Origin of the sequence: Parvibaculum sedimenti, assembly GCF_009184905.1 — a bacterium.
Lineage (GTDB): Bacteria > Pseudomonadota > Alphaproteobacteria > Parvibaculales > Parvibaculaceae > Parvibaculum > Parvibaculum sedimenti.
Genome location: NZ_WESC01000005.1, coordinates 143,737 through 160,400, shown reverse-complemented (window position 1 = coordinate 160,400; position 16,664 = coordinate 143,737). Strand labels below are relative to the sequence as shown.

The window sequence follows — 16,664 nt, the reverse complement described above, 5'->3', positions numbered from 1 at the left end:
CTGAAGACATGGCCGGCCATAAAACACTCGACGACCTGTTCAAAGCCGTAGGCCTCAAGGGTCTGCGCGTTCTTGTCCGGGCTGACCTGAACGTTCCAATGGCCGAAGGCCGCATCACCGACGCGACGCGCATCGAGCGCGTCGCGTCGACGATCACCGAACTCGCCGATCGCGGCGCCAAGGTGATCGTGCTTTCGCATTTCGGCCGTCCCAAGGGTGCGCCGGAAGCGAAGTACAGCCTCGCTCCCGTCGCCGCCGCGCTCGAACCCTTTATCGGACGCAAGGCCGCTTTCGCTTCCGACTGCGTGGGCGAAGTGGCGCAAAAGGCAATCGACGCGCTGCCCAATGGCGGCGTCATCGTGCTGGAAAACACGCGCTTCCATCCGGGCGAAGAACAGAACGACGCCGGTTTCGCCCGAGCGCTGGCCGAGAACGGCAACGTCTATGTGAACGACGCCTTCTCCTGCGCCCACCGCGCCCATGCCTCGACAGAAGCGATCGCGCATGAACTGCCGTCCTATGCGGGCCGCGCGATGGAAGAGGAGCTGCGGGCGCTCGACGCCGCGCTCGGCAATCCGACGCATCCCGTCGTCGCCATCGTCGGCGGCGCCAAGGTTTCGACCAAGATTTCGCTCCTCGGCAATCTCGTGAAGAAAGTCGACACGCTGGTCATCGGTGGTGGCATGGCCAACACCTTCCTCGCCGCTCAGGGCAAGAAGGTCGGCAAGTCGCTTTGCGAGCATGACCTCCTCGACACGGCGCGCCGCATTCTCGCCAATGCGCGTTCGGCCAATTGCGAAATCGTGCTGCCGACCGATGTGGTCGTCGCTGCCGAGTTCAAGCCCAATGCCGCGGCACAGACGGTTTCGATCGACGCCGTGCCCGACGACAAGATGATCCTCGATGTCGGCACCGACACGCTCGCCTATATCGCAGGCCGCCTCGAAACGGCGAAGACCGTCGTCTGGAACGGACCGCTCGGCGCCTTCGAAACGCCGCCCTTCGATCAGGGCACCGTGGCTGCGGCACGTCAGGTCGCGATGCTCACCAAGATGGGCACGCTGATCTCGGTGGCGGGCGGCGGCGACACGGTGGCCGCGCTCAACGAAGCGGGCGCGACCGAGGATTTCACCTATGTGTCCGCCGCCGGTGGCGCCTTCCTCGAATGGATGGAAGGTGTCGAGTTGCCGGGCGTCGCGGCGCTGGAGCACTGATCCCGACCAGTATCGCCCTGAAAAGGGCAGTTCATTGCGGGCGATGAGCCCACCCACTCAAGATTGCGAGACCTCCGATGAAAATCACCCGCAAAGTACGCGACATTCTCTCCTGGTATGAGAGCGACAATCCCGGCACGAAGGCCAACCTCGCGCGCATGCTGATGACGGGCAAGCTCGGCGGCACCGGCAAGATGATCATCCTGCCGGTCGACCAGGGCTTCGAGCATGGCCCGGCGCGCAGCTTCGCACCGAACCCCGAGGCCTATGATCCGCGCTACCACTTCCAGCTCGCGATCGACGCCGGGCTCAACGCCTATGCCGCACCGCTCGGCATGATCGAAGCGGGCGCCGACACCTTCGCCGGCCAGATCCCGCTGATCCTCAAGGTCAACAGCTCGAACAGCCTCGCCCGCGCGAAGGAAGCGCCCGACCAGGCGATCACCTCGACGGTTGACGACGCGCTGCGCCTCGGCTGCTCGGCCATCGGCTTCACGATCTATCCGGGCTCGGACGTGCAGTTCGACATGATGGAAGAGATCCGCGAGATGTCGGCGGAAGCGAAGGCCGCCGGTCTCGCCACCGTCATCTGGTCCTATCCGCGCGGCGGCAACCTCTCCAAGGAAGGCGAGCTCGCCATCGACATCGGCGCCTATGCGGCGCACATGGCCGCCCTCCTCGGCGCCAACATCATCAAGGTGAAGCTGCCGACCGATTTCATCGAGCAGCCCGAAGCCAAGAAGGTCTACGAAGCGCAGAAGATCGACATCTCGACGCAGGCCAAGCGCGTCCAGCATGTCGTGCAGACGCTCTTCAACGGCCGCCGCATCGTCGTCTTCTCGGGCGGCGCCGCGAAGGGCACGGACGCGGTTTACGAAGATGCGCGCGCCATCCGCGACGGTGGCGGCAACGGCTCGATCATCGGCCGCAACACCTTTCAGCGTAAGCGCGAAGACGCGCTCGCCATGCTCGACAAGCTGGTGAAGATCTACCTTGGCAAGGAAGACTGAGTTTTCCACAAGCCCGTGAGATCAACGCCCCGCTCGCAAGAGCGGGGCGTTTTCTTTTGCTTTAACCATGCCTCGCGGCGCGGTAAAAACGCGGCCCCTGACCTCGAACATCGCGAGTCCCATGAAGTCGATCAACGCACGTATTGCGGAAGAGCTCGGTGTCCTCGAACGCCAGGTGGAAGCGGCCGTCGTACTTCTCGACGGCGGCGCAACGGTTCCCTTCATTGCGCGTTACCGCAAGGAAGTGACCGGCACGCTGGACGACGCGCAACTTCGTACGCTGGAAGAGCGCCTCACCTACTTGCGCGAACTTGAAGAGCGCCGCACCGCAATTCTGAAAAGCGTCGAGGAACAGGGCAAGCTCGACGACGCGCTCAGGCACCAGATCGCGACGGCGGACAGCAAGGCGCGTCTTGAAGATATTTACCTGCCCTACAAGCCCAAGCGCCGCACCAAGGCGCAGATCGCCCGCGAGGCGGGCCTCGAAGGTCTGGCCGACGCGCTCCTCGCCGACCCGACGCTCGACCCCACCAAGACCGCAGAAACCTATGTGAGCGCCGACAAGGGCGTCGCTGACGCCGCTGCCGCGCTCGACGGTGCGCGCTCGATCCTGATCGAACGTTTCTCGGAAACTGCCGAACTCATCGGCGCTCTTCGCGAGGAAGTCTGGACCAAGGGCAAGCTCGTCTCGAAAGTGCAGGAAGGCAAGGAACAGGCGGGCGCGAAATTCGCCGATTATTTCGACTTCAGCGAGCCGCTGACCAAGCTCCCCTCGCATCGCATCCTCGCCCTTTTCCGCGGCGAGAAGGAAGAGATGCTGGGCCTCACCTTGGTGCCGGAGGAGGTGGCGCCCGGTCAGGAGAACCAGCCTTCGAGCTTCGAGCGCCGCATCGCGCTTCACTTCAACATCGCGGACAAGGGGCGGCCCGCCGACCGCTGGCTACTCGATACGGTTCGCTGGGCCTGGCGCACCAAGATACAGCTCCACATCTCACTCGATCTGCGCATGCGTCTGCGCCAGATCGCGGAAGACGAGGCGGTGAAGGTCTTCGCCGGAAACCTGCGCGACCTGCTGCTTGCCGCCCCCGCCGGAACGCGTGCCACCATGGGCCTCGATCCGGGATTCCGCACTGGCGTAAAGGTCGCCGTCGTCGATGCGACCGGCAAGGTGGTCGCCACCGACACGATCTATCCGCATGAGCCGCAACGCCGCTGGGACGAAGCGATCTCGATCCTCGCCCGCCATGCCCGCGCCCATAATGTCGACCTCGTCGCCATCGGCAATGGCACGGCCTCGCGCGAGACGGACAAGCTCGCCACCGAACTGATGCAGCGCCACCCCGACCTCAAGCTCACCAAGGCGATGGTTTCGGAAGCCGGCGCGTCGGTCTATTCGGCGTCCGCTTACGCTTCGGCCGAACTGCCCGATCTCGACGTTTCGATCCGCGGCGCGGTTTCCATCGCGCGGCGCCTGCAGGACCCGCTGGCCGAACTCGTGAAGATCGATCCGAAGTCGATCGGCGTCGGCCAGTACCAGCACGACATCAGCGAGCACAAGCTGTCGCGCTCGCTCGACGCGGTGGTGGAAGACTGCGTGAACGGCGTCGGCGTCGATGCGAACACGGCCTCCGTGCCGCTGCTCGCGCGCGTCTCCGGCATCGGCGAAGGCCTTGCCCAGAGCATCGTCGCCCACCGCGACGCCAATGGCCCCTTCCGCACGCGCGCCGCGCTGAAGGATGTGCCGCGCCTCGGCGCGAAGGCCTTCGAGCTTTGCGCGGGCTTCCTGCGCATTCCCAATGGCGACGATCCGCTGGACGCGTCGAGCGTTCACCCGGAAGCCTATCCGGTCGTTCGCCGCATCATCGAAAAGACCGGCGACGAGTTGAAAGGCCTGATCGGCAATGCCACCGTGCTGCGCGGGCTGCGCCCTCAGGACTTCACCGACGAGACCTTCGGCGTACCGACCGTCAGCGACATTCTGAAAGAGCTGGAGAAGCCCGGCCGCGACCCGCGCCCGGCCTTCAAGACCGCGACCTTCCGCGATGGCGTCGAGAAGATCAGCGACCTCGAACCCGGCATGGTGCTCGAAGGCGTCGTGACCAACGTCGCCGCCTTCGGCGCCTTCGTCGATGTGGGCGTCCATCAGGACGGCCTCGTCCACATCTCGGCCATGTCGACGAACTTCGTCAAAGACCCGCGCGATGTCGCCAAGCCGGGCGACGTGGTGCGCGTGAAGGTGGTTGAGGTCGATGTCCAGCGGAAGCGCATCGGGCTCACCATGCGCCTCAGCGACGAGGCGGCCCCCGCCAAGGACGGCCCACGTCAGGGCCGCCCGGCCGGAAAGCCGCAGAACCGGCCCGACCGCAAACCCGAGGCTCCGGGCGGCGGCGCGTTGGCCGATGCCCTCAGGCGGGCGGGCTTCGACGGGCGGAAATAGACTTAAAGGGCCAAGCCGCGCTACAAACCGCTCCCATGAGCATCATCGAAGAAGAACGGGAGCCCTGCCGGCTCTATCTCATCACGCCGCCGCGGCTCGAGCCGCGCGCCTTCGCCGACACGCTGAAGGCCGCGCTCGACGCCGGCGACGTCGCCTCGCTGCAGCTCCGCCTCAAGACCGAGGCTGCGGAAACGGCCGACGCCGACACGATCCGCCGGGCGACCGAAATCCTGATGCCCGTCGCACAATCCCGCGATGTCGCCTTCATTATCAACGACCGGGCCGATCTCGCCGCCGAACTGAACGCCGATGGCGTCCATATCGGTCAGGACGACATGCCCTGCAAGCAGGCAAGGAAGATCGTCGGGCCGGACCGCATCGTCGGCGTCACCTGTCATAATTCCCGCCACCTTGCCATGGTAGCTGGAGAGGATGGCGCCGATTACGTCGCCTTTGGCGCCTTTTACGACACCGACACGAAAGTGCCCAAAACGAGGGCCGAGCCCGAAATCCTGACCTGGTGGACGGAAACCTTCGTGGTGCCCTGCGTCGCCATTGGCGGGATCACGGTCGAGAATGCAGCGCCGCTGGTTCGCGCGGGCGCCGATTTTCTCGCAGTATCCTCGGGCGTCTGGGCCTACGATCAGGGACCGGCCGCCGCCGTCCGCGCATTGAACCGGATCATGTCCGAGGAAAAGAGAAGCAAGTGAAGCGTCTCGTTGCCGCTCTGGCGCTCTCCGCAAGCATCGCAGCGCCCGGCATCGCCGCCTTCCCCGCACAGGCCGTCACGCCCGCCGCTGCCGCCAACGCCGATGCTGGCGATCTCGCCCCGGTCGAAGCGGCTTTCCAGGCGAAGGATTACGAAAAAGCTTTCGCTCTGGCCAAACCTCTCGCCGAGAAGGGCAATGCCAAGGCACAGGTTCTCGTCGCCACCCTCTACAACAATGGCGTCGGCACGCAGCGGAACACCGCCGAGGCCGTGAAATGGCTCCGCAAGGCCGCCAATCAGGGCAATGCGGACGGGCAATATGCGCTCGGCCTGATGACGCGGGACGGCATCGGCATGAAACCGAACGCCGCGGCCGGGCGGAAGCTCTTCGAGGCCGCCGCCGCGCAGGGCCATCCGGGCGGCGAGTCGGAACTCGGCCTTTGCTACGCCACGGGCTCGGGCGGACCGCAGGATGATGCCCGGGCGGTCAAATGGCTGCGCGAGGCCACAAAGGCGGGCAGCGCCAACGGGCAGTTCTATCTCGGCGCGCTATATGCCGCAGGCAAGGGTGTGCCGCAGGATCTGAAGCAGGCAGCCCGTCTCTATGAGCTTGCAGGCAATCAGGGGCAGCCCGATGCGAATTACCAGCTCGGTCTGATGCTTCAGGCGGGCAAGGGCGTCGAAAAAAACGACTCCGTCGCCGCGATCCGCTTCAAGGCGGCGGCCCGATCGGGCTCCGCCGGCGCCGCCGCCGCGCTCGGATATGCCTATTACGCCGGAACCGGCGTCGAGAAGGACCCCAAGCTTGCTGCCCAGTGGTTCAGCCTTGCGGCGAGCCAAGGGGTCCCGGATGCGCAGCACCGCCTCGCTCAGCTCTTTTACGCCGGCGAAGGCGTGAAAAAGGACCCCTCGGCGGCGCTCTTCTGGCTCACTCTGGCCGAAAAGGCCGGTATCGAGGACAAGGCGCTGAGGGACGCGCTGAAGCCGCTCGTGAGCCCCGAAGAGCAGGCAAAGGTCGATGCCGAGGTTGCCCGCGTCACCGGGGGCAAAGCCAAACCGGCGAAGAAACCCGCCCACTGAGGAAGCGGCCCGCAGAGCCCGCGACCTGAAAGCCATTGGCCTTCGGCCCTGCAAATGCTATCAGAGCGCCGGTCGGCCGATCCCGCGCCGCCGGCGCGGTTATGGCGCGCTTGTCAGCCGCGCAAGCCGGCTCAAACCCAGTCCGAGATAAAGCCTATGCCCAAGATCAACGGTAACGAAATTCGCCCCGGCTATGTCATCGAGCATCAGGGTGGCCTCTGGGCCGCCGTGAAGGTTCAGCATGTAAAGCCCGGCAAGGGCGGCGCCTTCGCGCAGGTCGAACTGAAGAACCTCATCGACAACCGCAAGCTCAACGAGCGCTTCCGCTCCGCCGAGACGGTCGAGCGCGTTCGCCTCGAGCAGAAGGACTATCAGTATCTCTACGAGAATGACGGGATGCTGACCTTCATGGACAACGAGAACTACGAGCAGATCGAGCTGTCGAAGGAATGGGTCGGCGAACGCGCCGCCTTCCTCCAGGACGGCATGAAGGTGACGGTGGAAAGCCATGAAGGCCGCGCCATCGGCATCTCGCTCCCCGATCAGGTCGTGCTCGAAGTGACCGAGACGGAACCCACCGTGAAGGGCCAGACGGCGGCCTCGTCCTACAAGCCCGCCCTGCTCTCCAATGGCCTCAGGACCATGGTGCCGCCCTTCATCACCACGGGCGAGAAGGTCGTCATCGACACGAACGAAGTCACCTATCTCCGCCGCGCCGATTAAGCGGAGCTGATCGCCGATGTCACGTCACACGCCCGTCATGGCCGTCATGGTCGCCGCCGCCCGCAAGGCCGCGCGCGGTCTTCAGCGCGACTTCGGCGAAGTCGAAAATCTGCAGGTCTCCCTCAAGGGACCTGCGAATTTCGTCACCGCAGCCGACAAGAAGGCAGAGAAGACGATCTTCGAGGAACTGTCCAAGGCGCGCCCCGGCTATGGCTTCCTGATGGAAGAAGGCGGCGTGGTCGAAGGCAACGACAAGTCGCATCGCTGGATCATCGACCCGCTCGACGGCACGACGAACTTCCTGCATTCGATCCCGCATTTCGCCATCTCCATCGGCCTCGAGCGCGACGGGCAGATGGTGGCGGGCGTCATCTACAATCCCATCACGGATGAAATGTTCATCGGCGAGAAGGGCCAGGGCGCCTTTCTCAACGACCGGCGCATCCGCGTCGCCGCGCGTCGTGAACTGACGCAGGGCGTCGTCGCCTGCGGCACGCCGCATATCGGGCGACCGGGCCACGAGGTCTATCTGACCGAGCTTCGCAGCGTCATGAACGAGGTCGCCGGTGTTCGCCGCATGGGGGCCGCCGCTCTTGACCTCGCCTATGTGGCCGCGGGCCGCTACGACGCCTATTGGGAAGCCAATCTCCAGCCTTGGGACATGGCGGCAGGTATCGTCATCGTGCGAGAGGCTGGCGGCTTCGTCAGCGATCTCAATGGTCGCGAAGACATGCTCGGCACGGGCGGCGTCATCGCCGGCAATGACATGCTGCGAAACCAGCTCGAAACCTTGCTGAAGCGCGCCCGCGCCAAGGGCTGACGAGAGCCTTACGGTTAACGGGGCCCGTCCAACTTCCGCCCAATTCGCTGCCTAGAGATTCACGCCGGTCGAACTTCGGTCCGCGCGGTTGTTCCCGCGCGGGGAGATGCCTAGACTGTCGGTCGAATTTCAGTTCTCCGGGGCGTGGGCGAAGCTATGCATTTTCTGTCGAAGCATTTGACGAGCCTCGCCTGCCGCATCGGCCTCGCCGCGGCGCTGGCGCTGACCGCGGCAGGTGCCGCCTCAGCCGCACCTGTCGACGCCGTTCCGATGGAACGGCCGGGTACACGGATCATCACCACACCCGAAGCGCCCGAGCCTACCCCTCTTCCCTCCATTCCCGCGATGCCCGTGCCTGACGCTCCGGCAGCGGCGCAGACGCAGCCGAGCGCCGCTACACAGCTCCACGCAGCCGAACCCGCGCTGTTGCGCGTCGCCTTCGGACGGCAGGACGCGACGCCGACCCCGCAGGCGGCTGCGGACGTCAAGGCCTTCGCCGCGAATTTCAAACAGCATGGCGGGCGTGTGACGCTGAAAGCCTATGCGGGCGCGGCAGGCGACGACGGCACCAATGCGCGGCGGCTCTCGCTGAAGCGGGCGCTCGCCGTGCGCGAAATTCTTCTGTCGGAAGGCATCGCGGCGGAGAGGCTCAATGTGCGTGCTCTGGGCGGCGCGCGCGACACAGGCCCGCTCGACCGCGTCGATATCGTGCGGACAGGCGGCTAGGGGCGAGCCGGTTTCCCAAGGCGACCATGCGACGGACATTCAGGGGGTAAGCTATGGCGAAGGACTACAAGGACGGCGCGGCGCTCTCCAAACCGCGGCCCTATCTCGTGCGCATGGTGATGTTCCTGATCCTGGTGGGACTGCTGCTTGCCATTCTTTCGCCGACGCTGAAGACCGCCTACTTCACCAATCCGGGACTCAACACGCTCATTCTCTCGGTGCTTGCGCTCGGCATCGTTTACGGCTTCCGGCAAATCCTTGTGCTCGGCCCGGAAGTGAGCTGGGTAAACCAGTTCCGCCGCGCCGATCCCGGCCTCGTCATCCCGCCTGCCCCGCGCCTTCTCGCGCCCATGGCGACCATGCTGGGCGAGCGCAAGGGCCGCATGATGCTCAACACGCTCTCCATGCGCTCGCTGCTGGACTCGATCGGTTCGCGCCTCGACGAGCAGCGCGAAATCTCTCGCTACATGATCGGCCTGCTGATTTTTCTCGGCCTGCTCGGCACCTTCTGGGGTCTTTTGACGACGGTCAGCTCGGTCGGCACGACAATCCACGGTCTCAACGTCGAAGGTGCGGACCCTGCGACAGTGTTCCAGAACCTCAAGTCGGGTCTCGAAGGACCGCTGTCGGGCATGGGCACATCGTTCTCCTCCTCGCTCTTCGGCCTCGCGGGCTCGCTGATCCTCGGCTTCCTCGACCTTCAGGCGGGCCAGGCGCAGAACCGCTTCTACAACGAGCTTGAGGAATGGCTCTCCACCGTCACCGATATTTCCGGCGAGATGGAGCGCGGCCCCGGCATGCTCGAGACGGCGAAGCGGCTCGAACGTATCGAACAGGCGCTCACCAGCGGCAGCGCCAGCAACGCGCCGCTCATGGCGCTTGCCGGACAGGTCCAGGCGCTCACCGAACAGCTTCGGCAGGAACAGCAGATGGTCCGCAAGCTGGCAGAAAATCAGGAGGCGCTTGCACCTGTGCTCGACCGGCTGGCCGCCAGCCTCGGCGTGAAGAAATAGCGGGAGCGGCAAATGGCGCCGGCGAACAGACGCATACGCGGCCGCGCCCCGAGCGCGGATTACTGGCCGGGCTTCGTCGACGCCATGTCGAGCCTGTTGCTGGTGCTGATCTTCCTGCTCACGATCTTCATGCTGACGCAATTCTTCCTGTCGCAACTTGTGTCCAGCAAGGACACGGCGCTGGAGAACCTGAGAAGCCAGATCGCGGAATTGGTGAGCCAGCTCGCGCTGGTAAAGCAGGAAAAGGCCGATCTGCAACTGAACATCTCGAGCCTGCAAGCGTCGCTTGCCGCCGCGAACGCGGAGAAGGAAAAGCTTGGCGCACAGGCAGGCACCGGCGCGCAAGTCACCGTGCTTCAGGACGAGCTTTCGAAGCAAAAGGACATTTCCAATCAGGCGCTGGCGCAGGTCGAGCTTCTGAACCAGCAGATTGCGGCGATGCGCCGCCAACTCGCGGCGCTGGAAGAAGCGCTCAATGCATCGGAAAAGCGCGACAAGGAATCCCAGGCACAGATCGCCGATCTCGGCCGCCGCCTCAATGCGGCGCTCGCCCAGAAGGTGCAGGAGCTTGCCAGATACCGCTCTGAATTCTTCGGACGCTTGCGCGAAATTCTCGGCAACAGGCCCGACATCGAGATCGTCGGCGACCGTTTTGTCATCCAGTCGGAAATTCTCTTCGATTCAGGTTCCGCCGAGATCAATCCCTCGGGCATCGAGCAATTGCGCAAGATCACGGAGGCGGTGAAACAGATCGGCGGCGAAATTCCCTCCGATATTCCGTGGGTCCTGCGCATCGATGGTCACACGGACGTCAACCCGATCCACACGCCGCAGTTCCCGTCCAACTGGTATCTCTCCAGCGCACGCGCCATTGCGGTCGTCGACTTCATGGTGAAGGAAGGCGTCGCGCCCAACCACCTGGTCGCAGCCGGCTTCGGTGAATTCCAGCCGCTCGACAAGGGCTCGACGCCTGATGCACTGAAGCGCAATCGCCGTATCGAGTTCAAGCTGACAGAGCGGTGAAGAACAGAACTCAGAACGACTTGAACTCTTTCGACTGCTTGCAGACGAGGATCTTCGGCTCGAACACATTGCCGATGAGCATCAGGTCGCCGTAACCGGCGGCGACGCTCGATCCCGAAAGTTGCTTGCCGAGATTGAGATAGATCGTGCCCGCCTTGCCGCCGCCATCCTTGCCGGGCTCGATGCGGACGACCTGGCTTGGCGACAGCTTCTTCGGATCGGAAGCGTGTCGCAGGAAGGCGATCATGTTCGGATGCGCAGCGATCAGGAGCGAGCCATCCGGTTCCACATCGATATTGTCGAGACCTGTGCCGAGGCGCGCATAGTCGGTCGGCGTAAGTTTCCCGGTCGCGGGGTCACGCGCATAGACATGCAGCGCAGCGCCCAGCGTCTCGGCGACATAAAGCGTCTTGCCGTCGGCGCTGATATTGATGCCATTGGGGAAGAGAAGCATATCCGCCGCAATGCGCATCGAATTGCCATCGTAATAGACGATATCGGCGTTGCGCAGCAGCAGCAGGTCGCTGAGCTTCGAGCTGAGCCCCGTCGAGCCGTGATCGTTCGTGGCGTAGAAGGAATCCGGACCGACGGCGACAACATCATTGGGCGAGACAAGAAGCGGACTGGTGACGCTCTTCACATGGGTGAGTGCTCCGCCATCCGCCACGTCGAAAATCTCGAGCGCATTGCCCCTCGCCGCATGATTGACGACGAAGAGACGGCGCTTGCCGTCAGCGCCGATATAGAGGCTGAGCCCATGCGGCTTGAAATCGGCAGGCTCGTTCGGCGTCACGGGGGCGAGCGCCCATTTGTCTTCCGGCGCCTTGAGGTCGATCACATAGATGCCGCCGCGAACGCCCTTCTCGCCGCGCATGACCGCGCGCCAGTCCAGCGCCGAGACGAAGGCAAGTCCGCGCTCCTGATCGATGGCGATATCCTCCGGCCCGGGCACAGAGGCGAGGTCGTGGCATTCGGCAGGCACTTCGGCCCGGATGCCGGTGAACCACCCCGCTGCCGAAAGAAAGCGCCAGCCGAGTATGCTGATCGCAGTGACGACGATCACAATCCCGATGATGATGTTCTTCAGCGAACGCGGCATGGTTTCTCCTGTTTCCGTCAGCTCGTTTGGCCGATGACGGATTTTGTCAGTGGACCGCGACGCTTTTCACGTCGCCGACGATGTCGCCGGTAAATTGCAGGCGAGCGAGGCGGCTATAGAGCCCGCCCTCACGAATGAGTTCGTCATGCGTACCGCTGGCGACGATGCGTCCCTGATCCATGACGATGATGCGGTTCGCCTTGAGAACGGTCGCGAGCCGATGCGCGATGACCAGCGTGGTGCGGCCCTGCATCAGGCCTTCGAGCGCCTGCTGCACCATCGTTTCGCTTTCGGCGTCGAGCGCCGAGGTCGCTTCGTCGAGCAGCAGAACGGGTGCGTCGCGCAGGATCGCGCGGGCGATGGCAATGCGCTGGCGCTGGCCGCCCGAAAGCGTCACACCGCGCTCGCCCACCTGCGTCTCATAGGCATTCGGCAGGGTCACGATGAAGTCGTGAATGCGCGCGGCCTTTGCCGCCGCGATCACATCCTCCTCGCTCGCATCGGGTCGGCCATAGCGGATGTTTTCCGCGACGCTCATGCCGAAGACGACCGTTTCCTGCGGCACGACGGCAAGGCGGCCGCGGAGTTCCACAGGCTCGGTCTTCGTGATCCCCACGCCATCGAAAAGAATGCGGCCCTGCTGTGGATCGTAGAAGCGGAGAAGAAGCTGGAAGACGGTGCTCTTGCCCGCGCCGGAAGGACCGACGATCGCGACCGTCTCGCCGGGCTGCACCTTTAGCGAAAGGCCATGAAGCGCCGAGGTGTCGGGCCGGGTCGGATAGGAGAAGGTGACATTCTCGAATGAAATCTCGCCGCGCGCAGGCGCCGGCAGATGTTCGGGCTTTTCAGGCGCGCGGATCTGCGGCTCGATGGAAATGAGTTCGATCAGACGCTCCGTCGCGCCCGCCGCCATCTGCATGTCGCCCCAGACTTCCGAAAGCGCGGCAAGCGCCGTCGCGGCGAACACCGAATAAAGGATGAACTGCAGGAGCGCGCCACCCGTCATCTCGCCGGCGACCACTGCATGGGCGCCGAACCACAGCACGCCGACGACACTCGAAAGGCCGAGGAAGAAGATCAGCGCGGTGAGCACCGCGCGGGCGATGATGCGCGCCTTCGCCGTGGCGAAGGAGCTCTCCACCGTATCGGTGAAGCGTTTACGATCGATCTCTTCATGCGTGAAGGCCTGCACCGTCTGGATGGCGTTCAGGCTTTCGGTGCCGAAGGCGCTCGTATCGGCGAGGCGGTCCTGGCTCGCGCGGCTGAGCCGGCGCACCCAGCGCCCGAAGACGATGAGCGGCAGGATGATCATTGGAATGGCGAGCAGGACGAGGCCCGAGAGCCATGCGCTGGTAATGACCATCATCGACGCCGCGCCGATGAAGAGGAAACAGTTGCGCAGCGCGATGGAAGCCGACGAACCCACCACCGTCTTGATGAGTGTCGTGTCGGCGGTGAGGCGCGACAGAACCTCGCCGGTGCGCGTCACCTCGAAAAAGGCGGGCGATAGCTTCAGCACATGCGCATAAACCGCCTCGCGCAGATCGGCGACGACACGCTCGCCGATCCAGCTGACCAGATAGAAGCGCGAGGCGCTGGCAAGCCCGAGCAGCGCCGCGACGGCGATGAGCGCCAGGAAATAGGTGTCGATGAAATCCGCATTGGCGCTGGTAAAGCCATTGTCGAGAAGCCGTCGCCCGGCGATGGGCACGGCAAGCGTGGCGAGCGTCGCGGCAACGAGAGAGATAAAGGCGAGAACGACCATGCCCTTGTAACGGCCGATGAAGGGCATCAGCTTGGCGATGGGCCTGACGCCGCGAGCTGGCTTGCGCCGTTGCGCCTCTTGCTCAATGGCATCGACGACGAGGTTGGATGACTCGCTCATGAATGATGGCCCGCTGCGGTTGTAGTTGAGGCTGCCTCGCAAGAAGCTTCTCGGGCGTTGATATAGCAACCTCGCGCCGCCTGCGCCAATCCGGGGCGGCCCCCAAGGGAAATGAAGCATGCGGCACGTTCGCGCAACCGGGCCATTTGATGCCCTTGTCAGCCCCCTCCGTCTTCGCTATAAGCCCCCATTCCGGTGGCGCCCCGAGTCCGGCTGCCCTGGTTTTTTGCGCATTCCGTCGCTTTGACCCATTCCGACGCTTGAGAAGGCGAGAGCCATGAAGAAAGACATTCATCCCGACTACCACATGATCACTGTGGCGATGACGAACGGGACCACCTTCCAGACGCGTTCGACCTATGGCAAGGAGGGCGACACGCTCACCCTCGACATCGACCCGAACACGCATCCGGCCTGGACGGGCGGCGGCCAGCAGCTCGTCGACCGCGCCGGTCGCGTCAGCCGCTTCAAGCAGAAGTTCGGCAATCTCGGCGTCAAGGCCTGAGAAAACGTCGAGCTTTAAAACGACAAAGCCCCGCTTTTGCGGGGCTTTTTCTTTTGGGGCGCCAGAAAGCCAGACGATCAGGCCTCGCCGAAGTTGCGGGCCAGCGTCTCGCGGTAGAAGGCCTCAACACGGCTCAGCTGCTCGGCCATGGGGTGGTGCGCGGCGACGGGGCCCTGCTGCTCGCGAAGCTGCGAGTCGAGGCGCTCTACCCGTGCATAAAGCCGCTCCGAACGGCCGATGAGCTCGCGAAGGCGCTCGGGCAGGCTGTCGGCGCCCGCGAGCCGCGCCGAACGCGCAATTTCCTTGGTGGCGAGGCGATATTTCTCAGCCTGCGCTTCCTCAGGCGTGATTTCACCCTCATGCACGGCCTTACGGACGAGAAGCCACGCCGCAACCTGCATCAACCGCGTGGTGAGACGCATGCTTTCGCCCGCATAGGCCAGGGAAGCATCGCGGGAGAGGTTGCGCGAGGCTTCGCGCCCCGGACCATCCAGATAGGCCGACGTCTCCTCGACGAGTTGCATGCCTTCCTGATAGGTGCGCTGAAAGAGACCGGACGTCATGAATTCGGCGAGCGTTACCGCTCCGCCGGCAAACTGCACATCCTGATCTATCCGTTCGACGCTCATCGCCCATCCCCCTTCATTGCCCCGTGCCGAAACAGCACGCATCGAGCCGGAAGGATCAACATTCATGCCACGCTTTCGCGGGGCCTTCATGTGACTAATGCACGGGATCAAAAAAAGAGCCGCGGAATGCCCGCGGCTCAGTTCTAACAGGGAGGCGTCAAACAGAGTGGATAGGAGCCACTCAAAATCCAGAGGACTGGATTACGCAAGGTCACCCTAGCACTTTCCTGTTTATCAAACCATAAACTGCCGCGCAAACAGGCACTTTTCGCACCTGCACACACAATGGACATGGCTTTACTTGTTTTCCCCAGAAAAATTACAGTGTTCCAATGTGTTAGTTGGCAGCGATTTACTTCTTGAAGAGGGCTTCAGCGGCTGTCCGGGTCCCACGCTTTTTTTCAAGCTGTGTCCGAATACGCACAATCTCCTCTTCCAGCGACCTGATTCGCTCTTCAAGCTCCTCGATGCCAAGGAGGGTCAGGTCTTCGCGAGCCAGCGCCGCCAGCGCCTCTCCCCGCCGCTTCCGGGGCTCCAGATCGTCGGTGTCCATGTGCCGTTCTCCTGCCGTTGCAGACGCCTTTATTGCCAGTCTGGAAGCGCTTGGATAGACCTTCAACCTTCTGATCGCCCAGACCTCCCATTTGTCGAGGAGACGCATCATGTCCCTGCCCGCCCAGATGAAGGCCATCGCCATTACCAAACCCGGCGGTCCGGAAGTGCTGGAGCTTCGCGAGATCGCGCGGCCTGAGCCTCGCCATGGCGAAATCCTGATCCGGGTCGAAGCGGCGGGCGTGAACCGTCCCGATACGATCCAGCGCATGGGGCTCTATCCGCCGCCGCCCGGCGCGCCTGATACGCCGGGCCTCGAAGTCGCGGGCGAAGTGGTGGCGACCGGCCCCGGCGTGACGCTCTGGAAGGCCGGCGACCGGGTCTGCGCCCTGCTCGGCGGCGGTGGCTATGCCGAATTTGCGACAGCCCACGAAACCCACGTGCTGCCCATCCCGAAGGGCTTCAGCGCCGTCGAGGCTGCCGCCCTGCCGGAAACCTTCTTCACGGTCTGGACCAATGTCTTCGAGCGCGGTGCCCTCAAGGCCGGCGAGACATTCCTCATTCACGGCGGCACCAGCGGCATCGGCACGACCGCGATCCAGCTCGCCAATTGCTTCGGCGCCCGGGTATTCGCCACGGCCGGCTCAGCAGAGAAATGCGCGGCCTGTCTGCAACTGGGGGCGGAAGCCGCCATCAACTACCGCGAGCAGGATTTCGTGAAGGAAACCAAGGCACTCACCGGCGGACGCGGAGTCGACGTCATTCTCGACATGGTGGGAGGGTCCTATATCGCCCGGAACATCCAGTCGGCAGCGCCGGACGGCCGCATCGTCTCCATCGCCTTCCTGCAGGGCTCGACCGCCGAGGTCAATTTCATGCCGGTCATGCTGAAAAGGCTGACCCTGACCGGCTCCACACTGCGCCCGCGGGGAATCGAGGAAAAAGCCGCGCTCGCCCGGGCGCTGCGCGAAAACGTCTGGCCCTTGATCGAAGCTGGCCGGGTCCGGCCCCGGATCGACGCGACTTTCCCGCTGGCGGATGCCGCCAAGGCCCATGAACTCATGGAAAAAAGCACCCATATCGGGAAGATCGTGCTGATCCCCTGAGGGGCGATGCTCTAAAAGCGGCAAAGCCCCCCTCTTCAGCCTTTCATTGGGGGGCTTTTCGCCCTATATAACGGCTATTACCCGCTCATTCCGAGGACAAGGAAAGGGTTCATCCGGTCGATCGCCGGGTGGA

The 16,664-nt window shown here is 64.0% G+C and carries 16 protein-coding genes; 12 read left to right on the top strand and 4 right to left on the bottom strand.

What is annotated here, in order from left to right; all coding sequences use genetic code 11:
• Positions 1-8: 8 nt before the first annotated feature.
• The 10 genes from F2P47_RS07045 (at position 9) to F2P47_RS07000 (ending at position 10,755) form a co-directional block, all read left to right on the top strand.
• The gene (locus F2P47_RS07045; RefSeq protein WP_152215637.1) at positions 9-1,214 is read left to right on the top strand and encodes a phosphoglycerate kinase; all 1,206 of its coding nucleotides are present in this window, start codon (positions 9-11) and stop codon (positions 1,212-1,214) included.
• Between the two features lie 77 nt (positions 1,215-1,291).
• A complete protein-coding gene (locus F2P47_RS07040) occupies positions 1,292-2,224 on the top strand; it encodes a class I fructose-bisphosphate aldolase (RefSeq protein WP_152215636.1) in 933 nt (310 codons plus the stop codon).
• A gap of 121 nt (positions 2,225-2,345) precedes the next feature.
• Entirely contained in the window at positions 2,346-4,661 is a 2,316-nt protein-coding gene (locus F2P47_RS07035) for a Tex family protein (RefSeq protein WP_152215635.1), read from the top strand.
• Positions 4,662-4,696: 35 nt separating this feature from the next.
• Positions 4,697-5,371: a thiamine phosphate synthase gene (gene thiE, locus F2P47_RS07030; RefSeq protein ID WP_152215634.1), complete on the top strand. Its 675-nt coding sequence runs from the start codon at positions 4,697-4,699 to the stop codon at positions 5,369-5,371.
• The gene (locus F2P47_RS07025) at positions 5,368-6,450 is read left to right on the top strand and encodes an SEL1-like repeat protein (protein WP_152215633.1); all 1,083 of its coding nucleotides are present in this window, start codon (positions 5,368-5,370) and stop codon (positions 6,448-6,450) included. The genes thiE and F2P47_RS07025 overlap by 4 nt, the downstream gene beginning before the upstream one ends.
• Before the next feature lie 156 nt (positions 6,451-6,606).
• Complete coding sequence (gene efp, locus F2P47_RS07020; protein WP_152215632.1) at positions 6,607-7,173, top strand: elongation factor P; 567 nt, start codon at positions 6,607-6,609, stop codon at positions 7,171-7,173.
• A 16-nt stretch (positions 7,174-7,189) separates the two neighbouring features.
• Positions 7,190-7,993: an inositol monophosphatase family protein gene (locus F2P47_RS07015; RefSeq protein WP_152215631.1), complete on the top strand. Its 804-nt coding sequence runs from the start codon at positions 7,190-7,192 to the stop codon at positions 7,991-7,993.
• 156 nt (positions 7,994-8,149) lie between these two features.
• A complete protein-coding gene (locus F2P47_RS07010; protein ID WP_152215630.1) occupies positions 8,150-8,719 on the top strand; it encodes an OmpA family protein in 570 nt (189 codons plus the stop codon).
• A gap of 53 nt (positions 8,720-8,772) precedes the next feature.
• The gene (locus F2P47_RS07005; protein WP_152215629.1) at positions 8,773-9,732 is read left to right on the top strand and encodes a flagellar motor protein MotA; all 960 of its coding nucleotides are present in this window, start codon (positions 8,773-8,775) and stop codon (positions 9,730-9,732) included.
• A gap of 12 nt (positions 9,733-9,744) precedes the next feature.
• A complete protein-coding gene (locus F2P47_RS07000; RefSeq protein ID WP_152215628.1) occupies positions 9,745-10,755 on the top strand; it encodes a peptidoglycan -binding protein in 1,011 nt (336 codons plus the stop codon).
• 10 nt (positions 10,756-10,765) lie between these two features.
• Here F2P47_RS07000 and F2P47_RS06995 read toward each other — a convergent pair whose 3' ends face one another.
• Both F2P47_RS06995 and F2P47_RS06990 read right to left on the bottom strand, forming a co-directional pair.
• Positions 10,766-11,854 (bottom strand): strictosidine synthase family protein, encoded by a 1,089-nt coding sequence (locus F2P47_RS06995; RefSeq protein WP_152215627.1) that lies wholly within the window; start codon positions 11,852-11,854, stop codon positions 10,766-10,768.
• Positions 11,855-11,900: 46 nt separating this feature from the next.
• Entirely contained in the window at positions 11,901-13,739 is a 1,839-nt protein-coding gene (locus F2P47_RS06990) for an ABC transporter transmembrane domain-containing protein (protein ID WP_152215626.1), read from the bottom strand.
• Between the two features lie 277 nt (positions 13,740-14,016).
• Here F2P47_RS06990 and rpmE point away from each other — a divergent pair, with 277 nt between their 5' ends.
• Complete coding sequence (rpmE, locus tag F2P47_RS06985; protein ID WP_152215625.1) at positions 14,017-14,244, top strand: 50S ribosomal protein L31; 228 nt, start codon at positions 14,017-14,019, stop codon at positions 14,242-14,244.
• A gap of 77 nt (positions 14,245-14,321) precedes the next feature.
• Here rpmE and rcdA read toward each other — a convergent pair whose 3' ends face one another.
• Entirely contained in the window at positions 14,322-14,873 is a 552-nt protein-coding gene (gene rcdA, locus F2P47_RS06980) for a protease adaptor protein RcdA (RefSeq protein WP_152215624.1), read from the bottom strand.
• A gap of 352 nt (positions 14,874-15,225) precedes the next feature.
• On the bottom strand, positions 15,226-15,537 hold the full coding sequence (locus F2P47_RS18070) for a DUF1192 domain-containing protein (RefSeq protein ID WP_343032304.1): 312 nt from the start codon (positions 15,535-15,537) through the stop codon (positions 15,226-15,228).
• Here F2P47_RS18070 and F2P47_RS06970 point away from each other — a divergent pair.
• Entirely contained in the window at positions 15,536-16,531 is a 996-nt protein-coding gene (locus F2P47_RS06970; RefSeq protein ID WP_210386859.1) for an NAD(P)H-quinone oxidoreductase, read from the top strand. The two genes, F2P47_RS18070 and F2P47_RS06970, sit on opposite strands and share 2 nt — an antisense overlap.
• Positions 16,532-16,664: the final 133 nt, after the last annotated feature.